The 23808-nt window shown below is 38.7% G+C and carries 19 protein-coding genes and 1 riboswitch; of the genes, 14 read left to right on the forward strand and 5 right to left on the reverse strand.

From position 1 onward, the window contains the following. The first annotated feature begins 81 nt into the window (after nt 1-81). From O2Q26_RS10120 to O2Q26_RS10140, 5 genes are all read left to right on the forward strand, one after another. Nucleotides 82-1494 carry an N-acetylmuramoyl-L-alanine amidase gene (locus O2Q26_RS10120; protein WP_289215796.1) on the forward strand — a complete coding sequence of 471 codons (1413 nt, stop codon included), beginning with the start codon at nt 82-84 and terminating at the stop codon, nt 1492-1494. 60 nt (nt 1495-1554) lie between these two features. Further along, complete coding sequence (locus tag O2Q26_RS10125; protein ID WP_289215797.1) at nt 1555-3222, forward strand: S8 family peptidase; 1668 nt, start codon at nt 1555-1557, stop codon at nt 3220-3222. Between the two features lie 415 nt (nt 3223-3637). After that, nucleotides 3638-3841: a hypothetical protein gene (locus O2Q26_RS10130; RefSeq protein ID WP_289215798.1), complete on the forward strand. Its 204-nt coding sequence runs from the start codon at nt 3638-3640 to the stop codon at nt 3839-3841. Nucleotides 3842-4052: 211 nt separating this feature from the next. After that, nucleotides 4053-5057 (forward strand): C40 family peptidase, encoded by a 1005-nt coding sequence (locus tag O2Q26_RS10135; protein ID WP_289215799.1) that lies wholly within the window; start codon nt 4053-4055, stop codon nt 5055-5057. Nucleotides 5058-5716: 659 nt separating this feature from the next. Beyond that, nucleotides 5717-7936 (forward strand): 5'-nucleotidase C-terminal domain-containing protein, encoded by a 2220-nt coding sequence (locus O2Q26_RS10140; protein ID WP_289215800.1) that lies wholly within the window; start codon nt 5717-5719, stop codon nt 7934-7936. Nucleotides 7937-7983: 47 nt separating this feature from the next. Here O2Q26_RS10140 and O2Q26_RS10145 read toward each other — a convergent pair whose 3' ends face one another. Both O2Q26_RS10145 and secA2 read right to left on the reverse strand, forming a co-directional pair. Then, on the reverse strand, nt 7984-8901 hold the full coding sequence (locus O2Q26_RS10145; RefSeq protein WP_289215801.1) for an accessory Sec system S-layer assembly protein: 918 nt from the start codon (nt 8899-8901) through the stop codon (nt 7984-7986). Continuing rightward, complete coding sequence (gene secA2, locus O2Q26_RS10150; RefSeq protein ID WP_289215802.1) at nt 8885-11275, reverse strand: accessory Sec system translocase SecA2; 2391 nt, start codon at nt 11273-11275, stop codon at nt 8885-8887. Before secA2 ends, O2Q26_RS10145 begins: the two co-directional genes overlap by 17 nt. Nucleotides 11276-11524: 249 nt before the next feature. On the opposite strand from secA2, the gene O2Q26_RS10155 reads away from it, so the two are divergent. The 6 genes from O2Q26_RS10155 (at nt 11525) to O2Q26_RS10180 (ending at nt 16358) form a co-directional block, all read left to right on the forward strand. Then, nucleotides 11525-12571, forward strand: a complete 1047-nt coding sequence (locus tag O2Q26_RS10155; RefSeq protein ID WP_289215803.1) for a glycosyltransferase family 4 protein — start codon at nt 11525-11527, stop codon at nt 12569-12571. 159 nt (nt 12572-12730) lie between these two features. Then, nucleotides 12731-13489 (forward strand): YveK family protein, encoded by a 759-nt coding sequence (locus tag O2Q26_RS10160; protein ID WP_289215804.1) that lies wholly within the window; start codon nt 12731-12733, stop codon nt 13487-13489. Next, nucleotides 13479-14180 carry a CpsD/CapB family tyrosine-protein kinase gene (locus O2Q26_RS10165; protein ID WP_289215805.1) on the forward strand — a complete coding sequence of 234 codons (702 nt, stop codon included), beginning with the start codon at nt 13479-13481 and terminating at the stop codon, nt 14178-14180. The genes O2Q26_RS10160 and O2Q26_RS10165 overlap by 11 nt, the downstream gene beginning before the upstream one ends. A gap of 145 nt (nt 14181-14325) precedes the next feature. Then, on the forward strand, nt 14326-14532 hold the full coding sequence (locus O2Q26_RS10170) for a YkvS family protein (protein WP_253935424.1): 207 nt from the start codon (nt 14326-14328) through the stop codon (nt 14530-14532). Nucleotides 14533-14599: 67 nt separating this feature from the next. After that, nucleotides 14600-14687: riboswitch (cyclic di-GMP riboswitch) on the forward strand. Nucleotides 14688-14720: 33 nt separating this feature from the next. Beyond that, nucleotides 14721-14855, forward strand: a complete 135-nt coding sequence (sinI, locus tag O2Q26_RS10175) for a DNA-binding anti-repressor SinI (RefSeq protein WP_289216025.1) — start codon at nt 14721-14723, stop codon at nt 14853-14855. Between the two features lie 243 nt (nt 14856-15098). Beyond that, complete coding sequence (locus O2Q26_RS10180) at nt 15099-16358, forward strand: TcaA second domain-containing protein (RefSeq protein WP_289215806.1); 1260 nt, start codon at nt 15099-15101, stop codon at nt 16356-16358. 254 nt (nt 16359-16612) lie between these two features. Here O2Q26_RS10180 and O2Q26_RS10185 read toward each other — a convergent pair whose 3' ends face one another. From O2Q26_RS10185 to O2Q26_RS10195, 3 genes are all read right to left on the reverse strand, one after another. Then, the gene (locus O2Q26_RS10185) at nt 16613-18073 is read right to left on the reverse strand and encodes an APC family permease (protein WP_289215807.1); all 1461 of its coding nucleotides are present in this window, start codon (nt 18071-18073) and stop codon (nt 16613-16615) included. Between the two features lie 225 nt (nt 18074-18298). After that, nucleotides 18299-19324 carry an LCP family protein gene (locus O2Q26_RS10190; protein WP_289215808.1) on the reverse strand — a complete coding sequence of 342 codons (1026 nt, stop codon included), beginning with the start codon at nt 19322-19324 and terminating at the stop codon, nt 18299-18301. Between the two features lie 29 nt (nt 19325-19353). After that, the gene (locus O2Q26_RS10195) at nt 19354-19992 is read right to left on the reverse strand and encodes a YigZ family protein (RefSeq protein ID WP_289215809.1); all 639 of its coding nucleotides are present in this window, start codon (nt 19990-19992) and stop codon (nt 19354-19356) included. Nucleotides 19993-20141: 149 nt separating this feature from the next. Between O2Q26_RS10195 and O2Q26_RS10200 the strand changes: the two genes are divergently transcribed. From O2Q26_RS10200 to O2Q26_RS10210, 3 genes are all read left to right on the forward strand, one after another. After that, nucleotides 20142-21281, forward strand: coding sequence for a sensor histidine kinase (locus tag O2Q26_RS10200; protein WP_289215810.1), 1140 nt, complete (start codon nt 20142-20144; stop codon nt 21279-21281). A 156-nt stretch (nt 21282-21437) separates the two neighbouring features. Then, a complete protein-coding gene (locus O2Q26_RS10205) occupies nt 21438-22112 on the forward strand; it encodes a response regulator (protein WP_253935418.1) in 675 nt (224 codons plus the stop codon). A 276-nt stretch (nt 22113-22388) separates the two neighbouring features. After that, a complete protein-coding gene (locus O2Q26_RS10210; RefSeq protein ID WP_289216026.1) occupies nt 22389-23594 on the forward strand; it encodes a stalk domain-containing protein in 1206 nt (401 codons plus the stop codon). Nucleotides 23595-23808 lie beyond the last annotated feature (214 nt).

Below are 23808 nucleotides of genomic sequence, written 5' to 3' on the forward strand. Positions count from 1 at the left end.
TTGAAGAATTGATAAATTCAATAATAAGCTTTGTATTCAAATAACTTATTACAGAGCCAATAAAAAAAAGGAGTAGGATGAATGAAAAAAGTTTTTATTTTATTATTTGGGGTAATTGTTCTAGTTAGTGTTTTTTTACAGATTCAAAGTACAGTTTCCGCTCAATCAATTGAAGGCATTCCTTCAAAATATGAAAAGGAAATTAACTATTTAATCGATGAAGAGATAATATTTGGGTACCCTGATCAGTCGTTCCGACCAAAGAATGATGTTTCTAGGCAGGAAGCTGCTACCATGATTGGACGAGCGTTAGATTTAGATAATAAGCAAAGAAACACAGTTTTTACTGATGTGGATTCTTACCATTATGGCTCAGGTTACATAGATTCAGCAGTAGATAAGGGCATTATTACAGGCTATCCTGACGGTACATTTCGACCAAATAAAACAATAACTCGGGGAGAGATGGCCGCACTTATATCGAGGGCATTTACTCTTAACGGTCACCAGGATTTGTCGTTTAATGACGTGTCTCCTAGCAATCCTTTTTACCCTTATGTTGATGATGTTGCGTCTGCTAATGTAACGACCGGATACCCTGACGGTACGTTTAAACCAAATCGAGTGATAACTAGAGAGGAATTCTCTTTGCTTGTTGCCAGAAGCATGAATTCTGAATATAGAAGCCAGCAAGATCAGAATGACAATCAAAATCAACAAGAAGAAGATTTGAAGGTTATTGATGAAAAGATTGTTACAGCAGACTCATTAAATGTCCGTTCAGGCCCTGGTACGAGCAACGATGTTGTAGGTACTCTATCAACAGCCAGTGCTGTATCTGTCTATAAAAAAGATGGGGGCTGGGCATACGTTGCCAAGGGAAATGTAGAAGGCTGGGTCTCAGCTTACTACCTAATCGACAAACCGAGGTCATCCCATGTGATCGCACTTGACCCTGGTCACGGTGGTAATGATCCTGGGGCAGCGGCGAATGGTCTATTAGAAAAAGAAGTTGTCTTAGATGTTGGAAAAATTGCTGAAGAGTATTTAGAGGATGCAGGTCTTGAAGTATTCATGACGAGAGACACGGATATTTACCATACATTAGATAATCGCGTTAGATTAGCTACCGATAATAAAGCAGATGCTTTCGTCAGTATTCATGCGAATGCTTTTCCTGACAGCAGTGTGAATGGTGTAGAAACATTTTATTCTGCGGCGGGGTTATCCAATCGGGCATACAGTAGTCTGAAATTATCTCAGTTTATAAATGAAAGACTTGTAAAAGAGATGAACATGACGAACCGTGGTGTTAAAGAAGCTGGATATCGTGTGATCAAAGCTACTTCGTTACCTTCAGCACTTACGGAAATCGGCTTTTTAACAAACAAAAGTGATGCAGATAAACTTAAGCAAGTTCATTACCGTGAAGCTGCTGCAAGAGCTATTTCACTAGGTGTAGTAGATTATTATAATTGGGAAGAGAATAATTAATATGGAAGAAGCGGACGAATCACGTTCGCTTCTTTTGTAATGACAAAAGGAGAATCTGGATTGAAAAAGTTTATAATCATTTGTATGTTCATACTTTTCATATCGTACGTATTTTCAGGCAATCAAGAAGTTTCAGCATCAATTGAATCGACGGATGAAAAACAGCGAGTCATCATAGGGTTTGAAGAGAAAGTGGAAGAAGAAGTGCTATCTGAAATACCTTATGACCTCCATCATACATATGATTCTTTTAATGCTGTTGCTGTATCTATACCGGTTGAATCTATAAGTAATCTGGAAAGACAACCTGAAATAAAATGGATAGAATCAGATCAAAAAGTAAGTGCTAATGCTCAGAAAATTGATTGGGGCTACGAATCCATAAATACTAACCTCTCTTATAATTGGGGGTTAACAGGTAAAGGAATTAATGTAGCTGTCATTGACACAGGTATAGATGAAGAGCATCCAGACTTGAATATAAAAGGAGGTAAAAATTTTATTGATACTAGCAGCAGTTACGATGATGATAATGGTCACGGAACCCATGTGGCCGGAGTAATTGGAGCTAAAGATAATTCTATAGGAATAATTGGTGTAGCCCCTCAGGCGAATTTATATGCTCTGAAAGCATTAGACCGGGAAGGAGAAGGCTGGGAAGCTGAAATTATTGCCGGAGTTCAATGGGCTGTTGAAAATAAAATGGATGTCATTAATTTGAGTTTAACTTCCTGTAAATCTTCTGAAGCAATGAGAAGAGTGCTGAACGAGGCGGAAAAGGATGGTATTTCAGTGGTGGCGGCTTCAGGGAATAAGCTTCTATGCAGTGGAGAATATTTAAACGATGTGATGTACCCCGCACGTTATTCAAGTGTCATTAGTGTAGGTGCTGTAGACAGAAATAAAGAACGTGCGCTGTTTTCTTATGGCGGTGATTCATTGGATTTTGTGGCACCAGGTGAAAGTATCTATAGTACTTATACTGGAAGCCAATCAGGTGGAGGAGCTTATGAAACTTTAAACGGTACTTCTATGGCTGCTCCTTACGTGTCAGGGATCATCGCTTTACACAAACAAGCGTTTCCTAATTTAAGTTTAGGTGATATAGAACAAATGATGATTGATCATTCAGTAGACTTAGGGGAAAGGGGAAAAGATTTCAAGTACGGCCATGGACTTATTCAATCACTAGAGAGACCATTTTTGGACGTGCCTACTAATCCGTGGTTTGAACCTTACTTAAAAAGCTTATATTCAAATAATGTAATTAAAGGTTTTACAGACGGAACTTTTAGACCAAATACCGAGATCTCAAGGGAAGAAGCGATTACGATGGTCGGCCGGGCTCTTAAATTAGATGGAACGAAAAGACCATCCGGTTTTCCTGATGTGGAGGCTGGCTCCTATAGTTCAGGTTATATAGCTTCTGCTGAAGAAATGGGGATTATAGAAGGTCTTCCAAGCGGGGATTTTGAACCTGAAAAGTCGATAAAGAGGGCTGATATCGCACTTATCATTCAGAGAGCTTATCAACTTAATGGAGATACGAGTATTCACGGTTACACGGATGTTGAAGACGATTTTTATGCAAAAGATGCGATTAGTAAATTATCGAGTGGGGACATCATAACCGGCTATCCAGATGGTACATTCCGTCCGCGAAGCAATGTAACTCGTTCTGAATTCACTTCTTTGCTTGCTAAAGCAGACGAGCCATCCTTAAGGTGATGGCCCTGTTCTGATCATGATTTAACTTATTCTGCCTTGACGTTGTAGAGGATGTTTTAGACAATCGTCCAGAAGACGTATATAACACCTTGTTACAAATTATCAGCAATTTCTAATTTATTGCTTAAAATAAGAAGCCGGCCATTTAGGCTGGTTTCTTTTATTAAAATTTTTTTCATGAGGAGGGGGTAAATAAGGTGAAAGATTGGACAGCAGTGGGAGGAAGTGACATTTTCAAATCATTTTAAAATTAGTGATGTCCCCTTTTGATGTGTTCAATTATCAGTGGAGATGAGCAATAGAATGACCACGTATATGAAAAGCGGTTTCTCGACAGAAGATATAAGTGATTATAGAGAGAAGCCAAATATATCTCTTCGGAATGAAAAATGTATCTGATCAGGTTATCCATATAATGAAGAAACTCGGTATTAATTTACCTGATGGTGTAATTAGAAGAGAGTTCTTATCTTTATGGATGGAACTTGATAAAAGTTCACAAATTACAGTAATCACACAAGTGGGGACTGAAATACAGAGCCTTATTGATCAGGTGGAAAAATCCGTCACCGCCTTCTCATTAATAGATGAAACAGAAATCAACGATAGAAATTCTTAAGGAACTTGAAAATAATCGCAGTAAGTTGTAATGGGTTTGTAATAATAAAATCAGTAATTCTAGATTAATAGTAGGGAGACTGTAAAAAAATTGTCGAATTCTTAAAATTAGATTACATCTTTCTGTCGACTGTTATCGAACTGTAAAATAAAATTCCAACAATATATGATACCCTGATTCTAGAGAAATTAAACGTGGGGGTATACATAAAATGTTGAGGAAGTCGTTTGTTTTGTTTTTATCAAGTTTAATGCTTTTGTCGATCTTTGCACCTTCGGCAATGGGGGCATCAGTTTCAGGGAGTAAAATTGTCGATATTGCGAATAAGTACTCGGGCGCGCCATATGATTACGGAGGAACTACTACGTCAGGGTTTGATTGCTCTGGTTTCACACAATATGTATTCGAAGAAGCAGGAATTGAACTGCCAAGAAATTCGAGACAGCAAAACGGTGTTGGAGAATATGTTTCTAAGTCAGATTTACAGGCTGGAGATTTAGTGTTTTTCAGCAGTACACCAGGCTCAGACCGTATTTCACATGTAGGGATTTATACAAGCAACGATAATTACATATCTGCTACTGTAAGTAAGGGAGTAAATGAAGTTTCAATCAATGATCCATATTACTGGGGACCTCGTTATGTAGGGGCTAAGAGAGTACTTGATGATAAGTCTCAAGCTTCCAGTAATAATACCTCGGTAGGTGAGTATCATGATGTTACAAGTCATCACTGGGCTTCTGATCATATTGAAAACTTAAGTCAAACAGGAATTATCAATGGCGATGAAAATCAGAATTTTAATCCGGAAGATGATGTTACTAGAGCAGAGGCTGCTAAAATGGTCAGTGAAGCTCTAGGGTTAAAAACTTCTGCTACTAATGCTTTCCATGATTCTTCTTCTCACTGGGCAAAAGGTTATATTAATGCAGCAGCAGAAGAAGGGATTATTGAAGGGGATGGAAAAGGTGAATTCCGACCTAATGATAGTATAGAAAGGGAAGAAATCGCTGCTATCCTAACACGTGCATTCAATTTATCAGGAGGCGGAAGCCAAGCTACATTTAATGATGTCAGCAAAAACCACTGGGCATTTTCAGAAATTGAAGCTCTTGCAGCTAATTCCATAGCTTCAGGAACAGGCAATAATAATTTCCAGCCTAGCGAGAATGCTACTCGCGCTGAATTTACAGCCTTCCTTGATAGAGCATTATAATAAAAAGGTCAAACAGAGTAACTTCTGTTTGACCTTTTTTGTTCTGTTAGGTCTTAGCAGATTTTTTCATATAACCTTACTATTCTTGAAGGCTTAGTTTCGAGACTTTTGTATGATGAAATGGGGGCTTTAGAATACGGATCGCTTTCCGTTGGCATGTGGTGAGCTTCCTCAGGCTTCGTCTTCCGGGATCTCACCTACCATGTGCATCCCACCTCTTATACCATAATAGTTATTAATATAAACAATTACATAAGTAATTGCATAAACCATATTGGGCTATATACAGCCCCAGTGCTTCCGCTCTCAAAGGTAGGAGTCTCACCTTTTTCTAAATCCACCATACGATTTGAAGATTCTTGAAACTACCTTCAAGTGTAGGAAGTTTTTAAAACTTAAATAATATAATCACGACACTGGAATCTGCAATGAATCTCATAAATTATTAATTATATGTGCAATTATTGTAATCTCTGTTTAAATATTGAATGTTTATTCATAAATTCTATTTTAAATTCCTGCAAATTAATGTAATATCAAAACTATAGGTATTTTATCTTAATAGGGCGAATTTTGGAAAGATTCTTTACATAACACCAAAAATATCCTATTAACCTATGAAAAAGGTTATTACAATTTGTGAGGGAGGAATTTTATTAATGAGCAACAAAAAAGAGACGAGAAATAAGGTGCTAGTATCTTCATTAGGTGCGGCCCTTGCCGCTTCTGCTTTGGTTCCGACAGCTGTAGCCGCAGATTCCAGTTTTCCTGATGTGTCAGAAGGACATCAATATTATGAGGTGATTCATCAGCTGAAAGACGCTGGCGTAGTCAACGGATATGAAGATGGAGAATTCAAGATGTTCACTTCTATGACGAGAGCTGAAGCATCCAAGATGATAGTCAAAATTCTTGACCTTGATACTGATGACTCTACTGGAGGCCAATTTTCTGACGTTCCTGATAGTGCATGGTATGCCAAATACGTAAATACTCTTTATGATGAAGGTTACATATCTGGAATGGGAGATGGAACTTTTGATCCTAATAAGCAGATGACACGCGCAGAGTTTGCTCAGCTCATTGTCAATTCGTATGAAATTGAAAACGAAGAGGCAGACCTTCCTTTTGGTGACCTCAGGGATGGAGCCTGGTATGAACCCGCTATAGAAACGTTGTACGCAAATGGATTAATTAATGGTTTGACTCCTATCACTTTTGGTCCTGAACAGGATGTAAAGCGTGGTGATTTTGCCTGGCTGTTAGCTAATACTGATTATAAATTCGGGGATAAACTGCCGAAACCAGACGGTGGAGAAAGCGAAAGCTATGAATTGTCTTTGATGCATACGAATGATACACATGCCAATTTAGATGATGTTGCAAGAAGGGTTACGGCTGTTGAAAACGTCAGAGCTGAGAAACCAAATGCTCTTTTATTGGATGCCGGGGATGTTTTTTCAGGAACTTTATACTTTAACGAATTTCTTGGTCAAGCGGATTTGGAATTCATGAATTTGATGGAATACGATTTGATGACTTTCGGAAATCATGAATTCGATCTAGGTTCCAGCCCGGATGGACATAAGGCTCTTGCGGATTTTGTAACAGCATCGAAGTTTCCTTACGTCAGTTCCAATGTAGACTTCTCACAAGATAGCAACATGAAAGACCTATTTAATGATGAAATGACAGACTCTCCTGAAGACGGACAAATTTATAACAGTGTCATCGAGGAAATTGATGGGGAGAAGGTAGGAGTGTTTGGTTTGACGACGGCAGAGACAGCTGACATTTCCAGCCCGGAGGACATAACCTTTGAGGATTATATCGAAGCGGCAGAAGAACAGGTGGCCTCTTTCGAGAAAGAAGGAATCGATAAAATTGTCGGTCTCACCCACATTGGATATGATGACAATCCAAACTATGATAACGATTTACTTTTAGCTGAACATGTAGAAGGTATTGACGTCATCGTTGGCGGTCATAGTCACACATCTTTAGATGAGCCGACAGAAGTATCGGAAAACAAAGATGGTGAAGAAAAAGATCCAACAGTCATCGTTCAAGCTTCCCAGTATGGGAGTGATTTAGGGACGTTAGACGTTGAATTTGATGAAAATGGTGTTGTAACAGGATTTAGCGGTGAATTGCTGGAAGTATCCGAGTTTGAAGAGAACCCAGAGGCTGCTGAGATGCTTGAGGAGTATTCATCCCAGATTGAAAAAGTTGAAAATGAAGAGAGTGGAGGAGTAGCTGTTACTGAGCTTCCGAATCCTCGTACGGGTGAAGGCAGTGATGTAAGTGTGAGAAACAGTGAAACAAAACTAGGAAATTTGATTACAGATGGAATGCTTGATAAGGCGAAAGAGTATGATGAGAATGTAATTGCTGCATTTCAAAATGGTGGAGGAATCCGTACTTCCATTGATCAAGGCCCAATCACTATTGGAGAAATCTTAGAAGTGATGCCTTTCGGAAATACTTTAGCCACTATGGAGTTGACAGGTGCTGAAATCAAGCAAGCCTTAGAACATAGTGTTAGTGAAGCCCCGTCTGAAAATGGCGGTTTCCTGCATGTTTCTGGTATGGAATTTACGTATTCCAGCTCAGAGGAATCTGGGAATCGTGTTCAATCAGTAGAGTTTAAGAAAGGTGAGGATATGGTAGCCCTTGAAGACGAAGAAGAGTATCTCATCGCTACCAATGCATTTACAGCAAAAGGTGGAGACGGATTTGACGTCTTTGCGGCGGCTTACGATGAGGGACGCGTAACAGACCTTGGTTCATCTGACTGGGAGAATTTCCGTGATTACGTAGCTGAACTTGGAGAAGTAGATCCTGAGATTGAAGGAAGAATTGTAGACGAAGCTAAGTAACTATCGTTTTTATTAGAAAGTAAAAGGCAAGATAAAGAGAGAACTCTTTATCTTGCCTTTTCTATTGGATAGAGCTGCCATTCAGTTAAATCTGCTTCATAATCAGTGAGTGAGGGTTTAGGAAAGATGAATGTCCAGGGCTTACTTGTGTTGGTTTTCACAACGAAATCCTGTAATGAAAACCCTCTTTCTCCGACAATTTGTTGGCTGGCATCTTCGAATCTTAAAGGAAGGTATTTTAGCCTGTAATCCTTGTCACTGCCATTTCGTATTAAAATAGTGGCATGTAACTCTCCTGTTTGAGAAAAGGTTGCATGTAAGCCATGAAATGTCAACTCGTCTTTTGTTGGTAAAGGAAGGCTGGCTACATATTTTTCTAGCTTCTCTATGTCATCGAAAGTCATTTTCTCCCTCCATATATAGTCTAAGGACAGAGAATGTTCATTTGAGGGTTTGGTGAGTTCAAATACTACTTTCCACCCATCTTCAAATGAGAGCTCATATACGTCTTTCAAAAAGTCTTTTCTTTCAAATTCAATTGTCCAGGGACGGCTGGCGTTTGAAGGTAAAGTTCCTGCATTTTTCAATTCCACTTCTTTTTGTGCGATCTTTTCATGGTCATTGTTTAATAGAAGAATCGTGGACTTTTTTAATCGTACGCTTTTAGGAAGAGAGCTTCTAATAAACACGTCTACTATTAATTTTCGGTTTATGATGCTTAAGTCATATCCGGAAATTGAAAGTTGGTTTGGTTTTAATGGCTGCATTTGTGTGTTCAAATACTTAAAAACGTATTCGTCCTCGTCTGAAACTTTCCATTCAGGATGTACAGAAAGTTTGGGATATATTTGTGTGTCTGCAGGAGTTTGCTGCACATCGGTGAAACCTTCTGAGTCTACAGCATCTTCATCAAAGCTTTGGTCATTTTTAAAACGATTTTTTAAGAAATTAATCATACGTTCCATCCTTTGAAACCCCTTCGTTCCCGCTGTTACAGTAGTCCTGTACGTGTTGCGACAGTTCAAGAATCATTTCTTTGCGTATTTCTGAAAAAGTATAACGAAAAATATAAAATCCATCGTTTTGGTACAATCTTATAGGGTCTTCCTGCTGATATTGACGCATTCCAATACCCTCTTTTAAACGATTCATCATTTCTAAATGACGAGTCCATAATTGGTCAATGACGGAGAGGCAGACTATTCTCAATTCCGTTTGAAGCTGGTCATTTTCTCTCCACTGATTCAAGTAGGCTTCATATTTTCGTGCAATGTTAGAAGCTTCTTGCTTTAATTGTTCAGGATCTTCATAGTCCAACATTAAGTTTACCTCAGCCGCAGGGGCAGCCCTCTTTATTTCAACCTCAATGTGTTCAATCGGCCAATTCTCGTAAGCGATTGTTTCTGGACAATGATGCTCAATTAAATTATCGAAGTATTCCCCCAACATGGATACGATCAAGTGAATCAAATCTTTTTTTTCTAAAAGTGAATCTCTGAACTCATACACGACTTTTCTCTGATCATTCACAACATCGTCCAGCTTAAGCGTCAGTTCCCTAATATTATAATTGCTTCCTTCACTTATCTGCTGGGCCGTATTTATAAATTGATTCATGTCTTTATTTAGAACTTGTTCATTTGAATCTGTTGTTATCGTTTTTAACTTTCGTTTTAGTTCATCTTTTGCGAATCTTGAAATCAATTCATCTTCCAGGGATATAATGAACTGAGAAGCTCCAGAATCGCCTTGGCGGCCAGCCCGTCCTTTCAATTGATTATCAATTCTTCGTGCGTCATGCCTTTCTGTTCCAATGACGAACAGCCCGCCTAATTTGTCTACTCCTTCACCCAATTTTATATCTGTGCCACGACCAGCCATGTTAGTGGCGATAATAATATTGTACTTTTGACCGGCTTTTGCAATGAGCTTCACTTCTTGCTCCACGCTATTGGCATTAAGAAGTTGGAAGATGAGGCCGGCTTCTCTTAGATACTTTGCAACTTCTTCAGATTGAAGGATAGAGGTAGTTCCAATCAGAATAGGCTGACCGGTTTGGTGCTTCTCCTTAACGATTCTTGCGAGTGCCTTGTATTTTTGAGCTTTTGTCATAAATATGAGGTCAGTGTAATCGACTCTTTTAACTGGTCTGTTAGTAGGTACTTTAATTACGTTCATTCCATAAAGATTTTGAAATTCAGTTGCTTCGGTCTTAGCCGTTCCGGTCATTCCAGAGAGCATCGGATACATTCTGAAGTAGTTTTGTACCGTTATGGACGCTCGAGTTTTGTTTTCCTCACTGATCGATACGCTTTCTTTTGCCTCTAATGCCTGATGAAGCCCGTCAGACAACGTTCTTCCATCCATCACTCTGCCAGTGAATATATCTACCAGTTTTATTTGATCATGATCTACTATGTAATCTACATCCCGTTTGAATAGCACGTGAGCTCTCAAGCTCTGAATGATGTAGTGATATAAAGACTGATGTTCTAAATCGTATAAATTTTCTATATCAAAGGCTTTCTCGACTTTTAATGCACCCTGTTCGTTAAGGTTCACGAATTTATTTTCTCGATCCACCTGATAATCCGTTTCCTCTTCGAAGCTGCTTATTAACAAAGCGGAAACCTTGTGCAACTTTGGGCTGGACATTGCTTTACCAGCGATAACAAGCGGTGTTTTTGCTTCATCTATAAGTACACTGTCAATTTCATCAATGAGAGCGAAGTGGTAATTTCTTTGAACTTTTTGGTTTTTGTTATTCACCATGTGGTCTCTTAAAAAATCGAATCCAAATTCGGTTCCGATTCCATATGTTATATCAGCTTTATACGCTTGTTTCTTTTCTGCAGATGATAATTTAGAGATGTTTAGTCCTGTGCTCATGCCTAAAAATGTATACAATGGTTTTAATGTTTCAAAATCTCGTTTGGCTAAATACTCATTAGCCGTAATTACGTGCACACCTTTACCTTCCAATGCTTTTAAATAACCCGCTATGGATGCTGCTAGCGTCTTTCCCTCTCCTGTAGCCATCTCAGCAATGTTTCCTTCGCTTAATATCAATCCGCCCATTAACTGCACGTCAAATGGCCGAAGTCCGAGCACTCGTTTAGACGCTTCACGAACGACTGCAAATACTTCATGTTGTATTTGTTTTAAAGACGTGCCATTGCGGATCTTTTTTTTAAAATGTAATGTTTTTGACTGGAGTGCTTTATCTGAAAGTATACTGATCTCACTTTCAAGACCATTAATATATTCGATAGATTTTAAATGCTTTTTAAGAGGTCTATCCGTCTTTTCAGGGAGGACTTTTTTGAGAGTTTCAATCATAAGCATTAAACACTCCTTAGACTATGTAATCATACATATTTTATCATGACATGGTACTGATTTACTAGTTTATTCCATAGAAGTTAAGTTGCAGACGTTCAGGTTTTGACGAATTTGATCGAATTTTATCTGGATTAGTAGAACTAACTCTAGTAAAATTTGACAAAGTATTGTATCTTACTAGAGAGCCTAAAAAAAATACATATAATTTATCTAAAAATCATTACAAATATAGAAGGAGGTTTTTAATTGGAATACCTTGTGGTCATTTTCTGTTTTATCGCTACGATCTTGATTACCCCTTTTGTTAAAAAAGCAGCATTGAGGTTAGGAGCGACCGATCAGCCAAATGAAAGAAAAGTACATAAAGGAACAATGCCGAGATTAGGAGGTTTAGCTATATTTCTAAGTTTCCTTGCAGGGATCATCGTATTCTATCCTGATAGTACATATACGCTTCCTATTATTATTGGTGCAAGTTTGGTCGTTGTAACCGGCGTTGCTGATGATTTAGTAGAAGTTTCGCCAAAAATAAAATTATTAGGTCAGCTTCTCGCTACCGGAGTCGTTATCTATGGAGGAGTGCAAGTTGAGTTCGTTAATCTTCCATTTGGGGGGCAGTTGGAGTTCGGAATGCTAAGTATACCGATCACTGTGTTATGGATTGTAGGTATTACTAACGCTATTAATCTTATCGATGGATTAGACGGGTTAGCTGCAGGTGTCTCTTCCATAGCTTTATTGACCATTTCTGGAATGGCATTATTTATGGGAAACACTTTTGTAGTTATTGTAGGCCTTATCGTATTAGGCAGTACGTTAGGATTCCTTCTGTTCAATTTTTATCCCGCCAAAATATTCATGGGGGATACAGGAGCGCTTTTTCTAGGCTTCATGATTGCTGTTTTATCTTTATTAGGGTTCAAAAATGTGACATTATTTTCATTCATCATCCCTATCATTATATTAGGTGTGCCGATATCAGATACTTTATTTGCTATATTAAGACGGAAATTGCAGAATAAACCGTGGTCTTCTCCGGACAAGTCCCATCTGCATCATTGTCTGCTCAACTTAGGGTACTCTCATCCACAAGCTGTTCTGATCATTTATGCAGTGAGTGCTTTATTCAGTATAGCTGCAGTAGTGTTCTCCCAGGCCACATTATTCGGTTCTTTAGCAGTAGTCGCATCATTGATATTAATGATCGAACTGATCGCCGAATTCACCGGATTAATTGGAAAAGATTATAAACCTATCATAAATTTTATGAAAATTTACAAAACCCGTAAATAGCTGGAATCTCCCATGGATACAGGGATGAGCATACTATTTGTAAAGTTTTAGGTAGATACTCACATTATTCTGTGCTTTATTATGTAGAACAGTATGATATAATACGAGATATCTTGTGTCTTTTCGACACGAAGCATTTACATAATTGGAGGTACATCAATGGAAGAAACCATTTCTTTAAAAGAAATATTTGAAGTTTTGAAAAAAAGAATTTGGATGATACTTGCTATCACAGTAGGCGCTGCAGCGATTAGTGCAGTTGTAACCTTCTTCGTTTTAACCCCTACATATGAAGCATCCTCGGAGTTCATCGTTAATCAATCTGAAAGTACGGATTCGAATAACCCTTATGATGTCAATGATATTAGAACGAATGTTGAATTAATTAGTACATACAATGTTATCATCAAAAGCCCCGCGGTATTAGATCAGGTTACCGATAACATAGGGTTAGATATGTCAGCAGAACAGTTGAGTAATAAAATTCAAGTGTCGAGTGCTGAAGAATCGCAAGTTGTGAACGTTACCGTCACGGATGAGAGTCCTTCCATGTCTGTTGAAATAGCTAACAATACAGTAGAAACGTTCCAAGAGACCATTCCGACACTTATGAACGTAGATAATGTTAATATTCTCTCGCCTGCAATGGAGAAAGCGGACCCGTCACCAGTAAGCCCACAGCCTGCGCTGAATATTGCAATTGCTATCGTAGTAGGTCTTATGGTTGGAGTAGGCTTAGCTTTCTTATTAGAGTATTTGGACAATACAATCAAAACAGAACAAGATGTGGAAAAAACTTTGGGATTACCCTTAATGGGAGTAATCTCAACGGTTTCTGAAGAAGATCTTGGGCCAGAGTCTATGAGCGAACAGAATAGCAGGGCTTCCAAAGTTAGGGGTGAGTCGGTTGGCACGTAAAAAAAATAAGAAAAATGATTTGCTGATGAAGGCAAGGAAAATTATTGCAAATGATAATCCTAAATCACCGATTGCTGAGCAGTATAGGACAGTACGTGCCAATTTACAGTTCGCTTCCGTAGACCATGAATTGAATACACTACTTGTCACTTCATCTGGACCTGCTGAAGGAAAATCGATGACAGCTGGAAATATTGCTGCCGTATTCGCTCAGCAAGGAAAGAGAGTATTATTGATTGATGCAGATTTAAGAAAACCGACGGTCCATCACTCTTTCCGACTTAACAACACAAAAGGATTGAGCAATTTCTTAGTAGGTAAAGAGGTTTTAAAAGCGACGACCCAAAATACCAATGTAGAAAACTTAGAGGTCATGACGAGTGGGCCGATTCCACCGAATCCTTCTGAATTACTTGGCTCAAAAGCGATGAGCAAGCTTATTCTGGAAGCTCGACAGACCTATGATCTGCTAGTTTTTGATACACCTCCAGTGCTTGCTGTTTCTGATTCTCAAGTCTTAGCTAGTGAAGTCGACGGCGTCATGCTTGTGGTAAGAAGCGGCCACACAGATAATTCTTCTGCCGAGCGTGCTAAAGAATTACTGGAGCAGTCCAAAGCTAATATTCTTGGAGTAGTTTTAAACGATCAGGAGAAAAAGAATAGCAACTATTATTATTACTATGGTAACTAAAGAGACAGGAGCAGTGATTGCTCCTGTCTCTTTTTGTCTAAAATTATCGAAAATTTTAATCATATTATATATATTACTTGATTTATCTGAATAATTACATTATCCTTTATTTTGAATTGTTTAAATGTGGAAAGGGGTCACTATAATGGTTACACCAGATACAAAGATAGCTCAACCTGGTAATATCGTAGAATTTGAAAGAAATGATATCACATTTAAAGGAAAAGTCATTCCTAGTCAATGCCAGCGCTCTGTCATAGTGGACTTGACGATTATGGATAATCTTGCTGAAGTAGATTTTGAATTTGAACGTACAGTAGTAGCGCATGAAAACTATAGAATATTGTCGTAATTTTCTGTAAAACTATTGTGCTTTTTGAAAAACACCATTATAATAAAGTTTATATCAAGCGACTTCTCCTTGAAAAAGGCAAACTTATTGAAAAATAAGGACGCAAAACTACGGGTCTAAAATCCTTAGAGGATTATGATGGCCGGGTTGTCTAGGATGAATGGTAGGGGGATCATTCATTGGACGATATGGAGTTTGTGATGAAGTTGGATGCGGACTGGGTAGCCCTTGTAAAAGAAGCAAAAGAATTAGGATTGACTATAGAGGAAGTACGGCACTCTATAGAAACGATGAAACAAATGAATCTTAAAGAGAGAGCTTAGATTTTATCAAATGTTTCCCGAATGAGAGACGCTGAAATAGCGTGCTTATTCGGGTTTTTTTGTGCTCTCTTACAACTTACAAACTCCTAGCATTAACCAATTTTTAGAAGGAAGTTCAGAGCGCGATAAAGGTTCTATGTCATACGAATACTTACATTATAGGAAAAACTTGCGAAACGGAGATTTTATAGCTGTACTTTTATGCTAAAATAGAATCAGTTTTACAAAAGATGGGGGAGTTTTATGGAAAAGTGTATCGAATGTGGAAATGAAGTACATTCTTCAAATAGTACTTGTGAAGAATGTACTTCAAATACGCGGGCAAAACAGCCGTCTTATTTTGCTGCTAGTGATGATTGGTTGAACGCCAGTCAATATTATGAACGCCATTATAAAGAACAAAAAAAGAATAAAAATAAAAATTGGAAGAAAATATTTACTACTTTAATAACTGTTGCAATGGTGATCGGTCTATCAGTTACTGGATGGGCGTATCTTTCGAAAATTACTTCCTCTGAATATATCGTTCACGAATTTGAGAACGCTGTAAAAGAAAACGATGCTGAAAGCCTATTGAAGTTGATTGATTTTCAGCACGCTTCCGAATCATTCAAATTGACTCATGCTGAGAACATGGTTGAGCATTTCAATAAATCTTCCGGGGAGTTTGTCGAGACTTTAGGATATTTAAGAGCTTCGGCCGACGGAGCTGAGTTAGAAAATGAACAAATGCTCCATGTCAGTAATCAAGGTTCCAAATGGTTGATGTTTAATGATTATAAACTGCAATTGACCCCAGAGAATATGGAAGTTTTCTCTACGCAATCAGGTGTGAAACTTTATTTAAATAATGAACAACTTGGAACACTTTCTAAAGGAACTTATGAGCTTAGTGGACTGCCTCCAGGAGAACATGAGTTAAAAGGTGTAGTAGAAATAGACGGAGAGACTTATGATGAGGTTGTAACAATAAATACATATGAACTTTCCAAAGAGACGGTGGAAGTGAACTTCGAAGATCTTAATCCTCAAGCTGTCAAGGCTTCTTTAGAAGAAACATTGGAAGCCGACTTACAACAGGCTGTGTCTGAGCATGTTGAAGAATATGTGACTGCTTTTAAAGAGAAAGACATAACTGTTTTCAATAGGATGAGGAATGATTCTTATTTAGAAGACACAAAACTAAGCATTGAAGAAATGGAAAGCTTGGGCCAGCATTATGATGGTGAAATAAAGGGTATTTTTTATGAAGGAAACCCTGAAGTAACAGTAGATAAAGAAACAGGAAGTTATAAATCGACTATGAGCGCATCCTTTGATATTAAGTCCGGGTACTATCTTGATGGTGAGGGAGAGGATAGCGCCCGAATGAATAAAAATACGTATTCGTGGGAATATGATTTCACCTTTGATGATGAAGAGAATTTATGGGTGATTACTTCTGGTAAGCCTATGACATCAACATCAATAGAAACGGCTCAGCTGGAATCTCAAGGTTTTTAATTCAAATATAACTCTCTCCATTTTAATGGGAGTTGTTCAGTTTTTGAATAGAAGACCTGGAGTTACAAGCGAATCAGCATGTAAAAAAGCTCAGAATACCTATATTCGGTTCTGAGCCTTCTTGCGTGGAAGTATTTAATTGTAGGTTTAGTCCAAAATCCTATCTCTTAAACTTTTGGGACTGAACCTATTTATTTTGCAATTTCACATAACCTTAAGTGCTATTCATCCTGTCTATCATTAAAATAATATAGCTAAATTTTCTCTCTTCCAATAATAAGATAATTCAATTCTTCATCAGACAGATTGTTGTACCGGCGTGAATTAAATAGGTAGAATACTACGCCTAGCAATACCCAGATTCCAAGAGCTACTAGAGATTCCTGTCCTAATGCAGCTGGTGAAGCAGGTAGTAACAATAGAATGAGAAAGATGATAGAACTGATCATTCCTAATAAAGATAATAGTTTTCTGCCGGGTGCAGCAACAGTTTTAATATTTTTGTCAGGCTGCTTATTGGACCATTTAAACATTTTATAAGCGGTTGCTGTACAGAAAAAGTAGGCAATGGCAACTCCGGTTGAAGACATATCGACTACCCATAAAAGTGCTTCACGTCCAAACCACGGAGCAATTAAACATATCGACATAGTAAATATAATTCCGACATAAGGCGTGTGGTATTTACTGTGCAGCGAGCGGAAAGCATTTGGTAAAATTCTTGCGCGGCCCATAGCAAAGGTCAATCGACTGGCAGATAAGTAAAAACCATTCAAACCTGTAAATATACCCATGCATATAGCTGCAGCAATGATGAATACGCCTGTTCGTCCCATATAACTCTCGATGGCGTCTCCTGTTCCCCAGACAGAATTTTGTTCGTTAATTTGTGCCAGCAGGTTCTGCCACGGCATCGTACTTGCTGTGATAATGATCATAAATGCGTAAGCAAGCCCTGCAGCTAATAGTGACCATATTATCAAGCCGAAAGCTTTTTTCGATTCGAACTTAAACTCTTCAGCTGCTTGAGGTATATTATCGAAACCTACGTAAGCGAAAGGTGCAATCGCCAGGATTGCCAAGACAGAAGCAATGGCCGGCTGTGTTGGCTCAAAGCCAGGTGTGATGTTGGATAGGGATGGACCCTCAGTGAACATCGCACCAGCCGCTAACATCAGTATTCCTAAAATCAAAATAAGACTGAAAATGAATTGAGTCTGGCCGGAAAAGCTGGTTCCTCTAATGTTTAATAAAGCAAAAACTACAAGTACCGTACTAGCGATCAAGATTTGTACGATAGATACATCATACCCAGCTACACTATAAAGTGTACCTATCGCTGCGAATTCAGGGAATAGAAATTTGGCAAGCAGGGAGAGAGCTGATGCGTTCAAGGCTACAATACATATGTACCCGAGGGTCAGAAACCAGCCAGCCATAAATGCGAATCCACGACCGAATCCTATATAAGCGTAAGAAAATTCCCCACCGGTTACCGGGAATTTCTCAATTAGGAAGCCGTAGCTGACTCCAATGACCATCATAAGAATTGCGCCTAACAGTATTCCTAGGACTACTCCGATAGGTCCAGCCTGTCCGATCCAATCAGTGGGTAATACAAAAGCTCCCCACCCGATTGCTGAGCCGAATGCGATGGCCCATACCCAATGAGGCTTTAGGGAGCGCTTTAATTGTCTTCTTTCAAGTTTTTCCATAAATAATTTATCCTCCTATAGTAAAAAACACACAAATTCCATTTTACATTTTATGAAACGAATGTCCAGTATAACAATTGTATAATCATCTTCATGCAAAATTACTTAGTACCCACTGTATTTGTTCAAATCTTGTGCAAAAAATCACTATTCTTATCGGAATAGTGATTTTTCGACACCGGTAAGCATTTTAATACTTATTTCCCGGGAAATTTTATAAGGTCATCAATTGATATCTTCTTCAGCGGATTGGTCTTCACCAGCAAATGATCCGGAATTATTAGGGGCATCTAGATCCAGGTGACTTCTCAATGACTCTTGAATATTTTCTAAACTCGTTTCATTGATTTGGTAATACCATATACCGTTATCGTGATAGCCTCCTTCACCTTTTAACTGCATATCATCGAAATCAAGCCCGTTTCCACTAATTACGTAATCCTTATATGAAGTCATATCATCGAATGATAGATTCGTTTTCATATTATTACCGATCGAATCGATAATCTTACCATAATTAGAAATGGAACCGAGACTGGCAGTCTTGTCGGTGATTGCTTTGATCATTTCCATTTGACGTTCTCCTCGCGCAAGGTCACTGTCATATTGTCTTGAGCGGACTAGAGCTAAAGCTTCTTCTCCATTCACCGTCTGTCTGCCTTCTTCAAGCTTGATGGCACCTTTCTCATCATCACTGTTTTGTTCGGCTAAGTCGAAAGGTACGTCATATTCGACTCCATTTATAGCATTAATTACATCGACAAAAGAATTGAAGTTCAAGCGGACGTAGTAATCCACAGGGATATCAAACAAATTTTCTACAGTTTCTATTGTTGCATCTATTCCACCGAAAGAATGGGCGTGTGTGATTTTATCGTAGTAACCGACCTCTGGAATGTATGTGTAAGCGTCTCGCGGTATACTGACCAGCTTTACAGTTTTATCATCATTATTAAAAGTTGCCAGTACGAGGGCATCCGATAAACTACTGCTATTGCCGTTTTCACTTGCGCTGCGTTTGTCGCTGTCATCTACACCGACAAATAACATAGAAGTAGAATTCAAATCAGGAGTAACTATTTCCTCACGTTTTTCTGACTTTTCTCCTCTTGCTAATGAATCGTGAGAAGAATTAGCCGTTTCCCGTGCTTTGTCGGTCAAAAAAGCGGCATACCCCGCTGTAGCTCCTATCGACAAAAGGACAACTGCAGCGATGACCCAGAAAAATATTCTTATTTTTCTACTTTTCATCCCTATAAACTCCTTTTGTATTCCGTGTATTATACATCTGCGTTTGTCTCCATATAGGAAAAACTCCCAACAGTAATAACTGCTTTATCGCTTGTTAAATTAACAATCCATTTCTTAAATTCATCAATATCATTTTTTTTAACATATACGTCTATTTCCACATTCTCCAGGTAATTAACCTTTTTAATAGGGTGGACTGAATTTCTGATTTCATTCTCGAGTTTACCAAGAAGTGTATATTCGGCTGTTACTTTAACTTCTTGCATGAGCTCTCTCTTTACGACTCCGGTAGCTTTGATCGCTTCAGAGACGGCACTTGAATAGGCGCGGATTAAGCCGCCGGCTCCGAGTTTCGTTCCCCCGAAGTACCTCGTCACTACCACCGCTGTATCTTTCAACTCCATTTTTTTCAAAACGTCAAGCATAGGAACTCCAGCCGTGCCGCTCGGTTCCCCATCGTCATTCGCTTTTTGAATTAGATCATGCTCGCCAATCATATAGGCTGAACAATTATGTGTAGCATCGGAGTGTTTCTTTTTAATCGATTGTATAAAGGCTTGAGCTTCTTCTTCAGTTTCACATCTTTTGATGTAGCCAATAAACCGAGACTTTTGTATGTTTATTTCATGATGTCCTTCTTTCTTTACAGTTGTATAACATTCTAGCATCGTGATTTAACCTCCTAAATTTTTATTATATAATGGGTAGAGTAATTGGGGCAACTTATTGATGGAATTTGTCAAATGAACAACTACCCCCACAAATGGACTTAGGTCCTACGAATGATTATTGTGAACATTGATGGAGGAGACTTAAAATGGATGATTCTAAGTCTGGGAATAAAGCGCTTGACTATATTATCAAGGATATGGTCTCGACCGTTTCCAATAGTAAAGATGAGATTTTCCAGATTGGAGAAGATTCTCGTACCGAGTTTGAGAAGCTTAGCAAGGAACTTGAAACTATTAAAGTTAATGTAGCGACTTTAATAGACGATGGAGATGAACTGGAGCGTAAAGTCCGGTTATCGAGGCTCCGGTTGTCAGAAGTCAGTAAGAAATTCCTGCAATACTCGGAAGACGAAATACGAAAAGTGTATGAACAAACTCATGGACTACAAATGGATTTATCGATGACAAGAGAGAAAGAGAAACAGTTACGTGATCGGCGACATGAGATCGAATTAAGATTAAGAAGCATAGATGAAACGATAGAAAAAGCCGAAGGACTGGCTGGTAAAATTTCAGTCGTATTGAACTATTTGACGGAAGATCTTAAAGACGTAACTGAAACTCTAAAGACTGCAAAAGAAAAACAGCAATTCGGGCTCCAGATTATTGAAGCCCAAGAGGAAGAAAGGCGGCGCCTTTCCCGAGAAATCCACGATGGCCCAGCTCAAGCTCTCGCAAATGTTATGCTTCGATCCGACTTGGTAGAACGGACGTTTAATGCCCGAGGAATAGATGAAGCATTAGAAGAGATGCGTAACGTCCGAAAGCTAGTCCGCTCTGCGCTATATGACGTGCGCCGTATTATTTACGATTTACGGCCGATGGCGTTAGACGATCTTGGATTAGTACCGACCTTGAAAAAATACTTGGCGACGGTAGAAGATTACAATCAAACAACCATTGAATTTGTATCCATGGGGAGCAGCCGGAGGATAGACAGTAAGTATGAGGTTGCCATTTTCAGGCTAATTCAAGAAGCCGTCCAAAACGCATTAAAGCATGCGGAAGCACGTACGATTGAAGTGAAATTCGAGCTAAAAGCCAGTTCGACGACCATTGTCATTAAAGATGATGGGAAAGGCTTCGACCCTTCTGTGAAGAAAGAAAAGTCTTTCGGGCTCGTAGGTATGCGGGAACGGGTAGAAATGGTGAATGGTGACTTGGATATCCATTCTGTACCAGGAGAAGGGACCATCGTAACGATTAAAATGCCATTAAATAGTTAAATAGATGAAAAACTATGTAAAAAGGCGTGAATCGTTTATAATAGGAATTAGGATTAGGGTCGATCGACTAAAATAGATAAATAGAATTTAGAGAACCACTGCATTCGATTTAAAAAAAGAGATTCGGATGCTAAAAATTTAGGAGGTAGACTCAATATGACCAGAATCGTATTAATTGATGACCACAAATTGTTTCGTGAGGGAGTAAAAAGAATCCTTGACTTTGAATCCAGCTTTGAGGTCGTTGCCGAAGGAGACGACGGTTCAGCTGCGCTAGATATAATCGATAAACATAATCCTGATGTTGTTTTAATGGATATAAATATGCCGAGCATGAACGGGGTAGAAGCAACAGCCGAACTAACGAAAAGACATCCAAGTCTAAAGATTATCATCCTGTCTATTCACGACGATGAAAACTATGTCACTCACGCCTTAAAAACGGGAGCACAAGGTTATTTATTGAAAGAAATGGACTCGAACGCATTAATCGAAGCTATAAAGGTAGTAGGAAACGGAGGTTCTTACCTTCATCCTAAAGTGACTCATAATTTAGTGGCTGAATATCGCCGACTTTCAGATACGAGTTCCAATGAGGCGTTCCGTGCCATCGAGTACCGTAAACCGCTCCATCTGCTGACCCGCAGAGAATGCGAAGTGCTGCAGCTATTAGCAGACGGGCAGAGCAACCGCGGAGTAGCAGAGGCTCTCTTCATCAGTGAAAAAACGGTGAAAAACCATGTGAGCAATATTTTGCAGAAAATGAATGTGAATGATCGTACGCAAGCTGTAGTTACAGCAATAAAAAATGGCTGGGTAGAAGTCATATAATAGCTTGATAGAAAGCCCTCGCGTCTATGGACGTGAGGGCTTTTTTCGGTGTAGTCAACATTTGCGGGAGCCATAAGTAATAGGTTATACAATGACATGTAATAATTTATAGGTCTAAAACCATACATCAGAACAATCACTAGCATGAATAATAGGTATAAATAAATCTTTAATTACCAATTATGTAGTGCAAATATCACAACATTCATGTAAAATAATACCTGTTAAATATCTATGTAACTTGTACATAAGAGATTGGGGTAGTTGAATGTGAAGATGAAGTTTGGGGTGTTGGTTGTTTGTGCAAGTACTATTTTAGTAGTTATGTTGTTAGGAAGCTGGAACCTTCATGCGGAGGTTAAAGTCATGCTGGATGGGAAAGAAGTGAAGTATGATACCCCGGCTCAACTCATGAACAAGAGAACAATGGTACCTATTCGATTTACTATGGAAAAGCTGGGAGCTGACATTGAATGGAGTCATACTAAGCGAGAAGTGAAGGTGTTTCGAGGAGAGGATGTCATCAGCTTAACGATTGGGGAGAAAGAGGCTTCAAAGAACGGTGAGATAGTACTTAACGATGCAGCTCCTGTGCTTAAGGGTAAGCGTACACTCGTGCCTCTTAGGTTCCTTTCAGAGAACTTCGGGTATGGTGTGGATTGGGATCATAGCACACGTACTGTCTTCATTGATTCTGATGGCGAAGAATTCAATCCATACGAAGTGGATGTTCCAGTCTTGATGTATCATCATTTGGCGAGTGGAGTTTCTACTGGAGCAACCATTGATCCTGTAGTGTTCGAATCACATATGAAAGCTATACATAATAAAGGGTACAACACAATTACAGATCATGACTTAGTTGATTACTTAGAGAGAGGCAAGAAACTTCCAGAACAGCCGATATTAATTACCTTTGACGATGGGTATCGCAGTAATTATGATTTGGCTTACCCCATTTTAAAAGAATTGGAGATGAAGGCTTCAATTAATTTGATTGCCAGCCGTATGAGTAATGATGTGGATGCTTTTCCGAATGAAATTCCGAAGATGACGTGGGACCAAGCTAGAGATAGTTTAGATGTTTTCACTTTTCAAGGACACACGTGGGATTCTCACTATAAAGGAAAGACTGCGGGTGGGACTAAAAGAGGGGTTATTACTGAGAGAATGTACGTAGGTGATAAATTGGAAACACAAGCATCGTTTGAAAATCGTTTGCGGAGCGACCTTTCAAAATCCAAAGAGAGTATTGAAAAACAGTTAGGTGAGAGCGTTGTTTCTATAGCATATCCTTATGGAAATTATAGCCGTGATACTATAAGGGTTGCTCAAGAAGTCGGGTATAAAATCGGCTTTACTACAAAGAACGGAGATGTCTCGTATGGTGAAGATTCCCTGTTCGAATTGAAGAGAATTAATGGACATGGAAAGTATTCAGCTGATGATATGATAAATAAAATCGAAGAGGCATTACAATGATAATAAGTAGGATTTGGCAAGTGCATAGAGCGCTTGCCTGTTTTTTATATAAAGTAGAAGTGAAAAGTGTTACATTAGAAATTAGAAGAGTTGTTAATTTTATTTGAGTGAGAAATAAGATAGGAGTTTAGGCTATAAAAACAAGATTGTTATTCAAGTAAAATGAAGATATACGAAAAGAGCTATAAAAAATACATAGGTAAGGAGAATGGTT

The sequence above is a fragment of the Halobacillus campisalis genome (genome assembly GCF_030345335.1).
GTDB classification, from domain to species: Bacteria; Bacillota; Bacilli; order Bacillales; family Halobacillaceae; genus Halobacillus_A; species Halobacillus_A campisalis.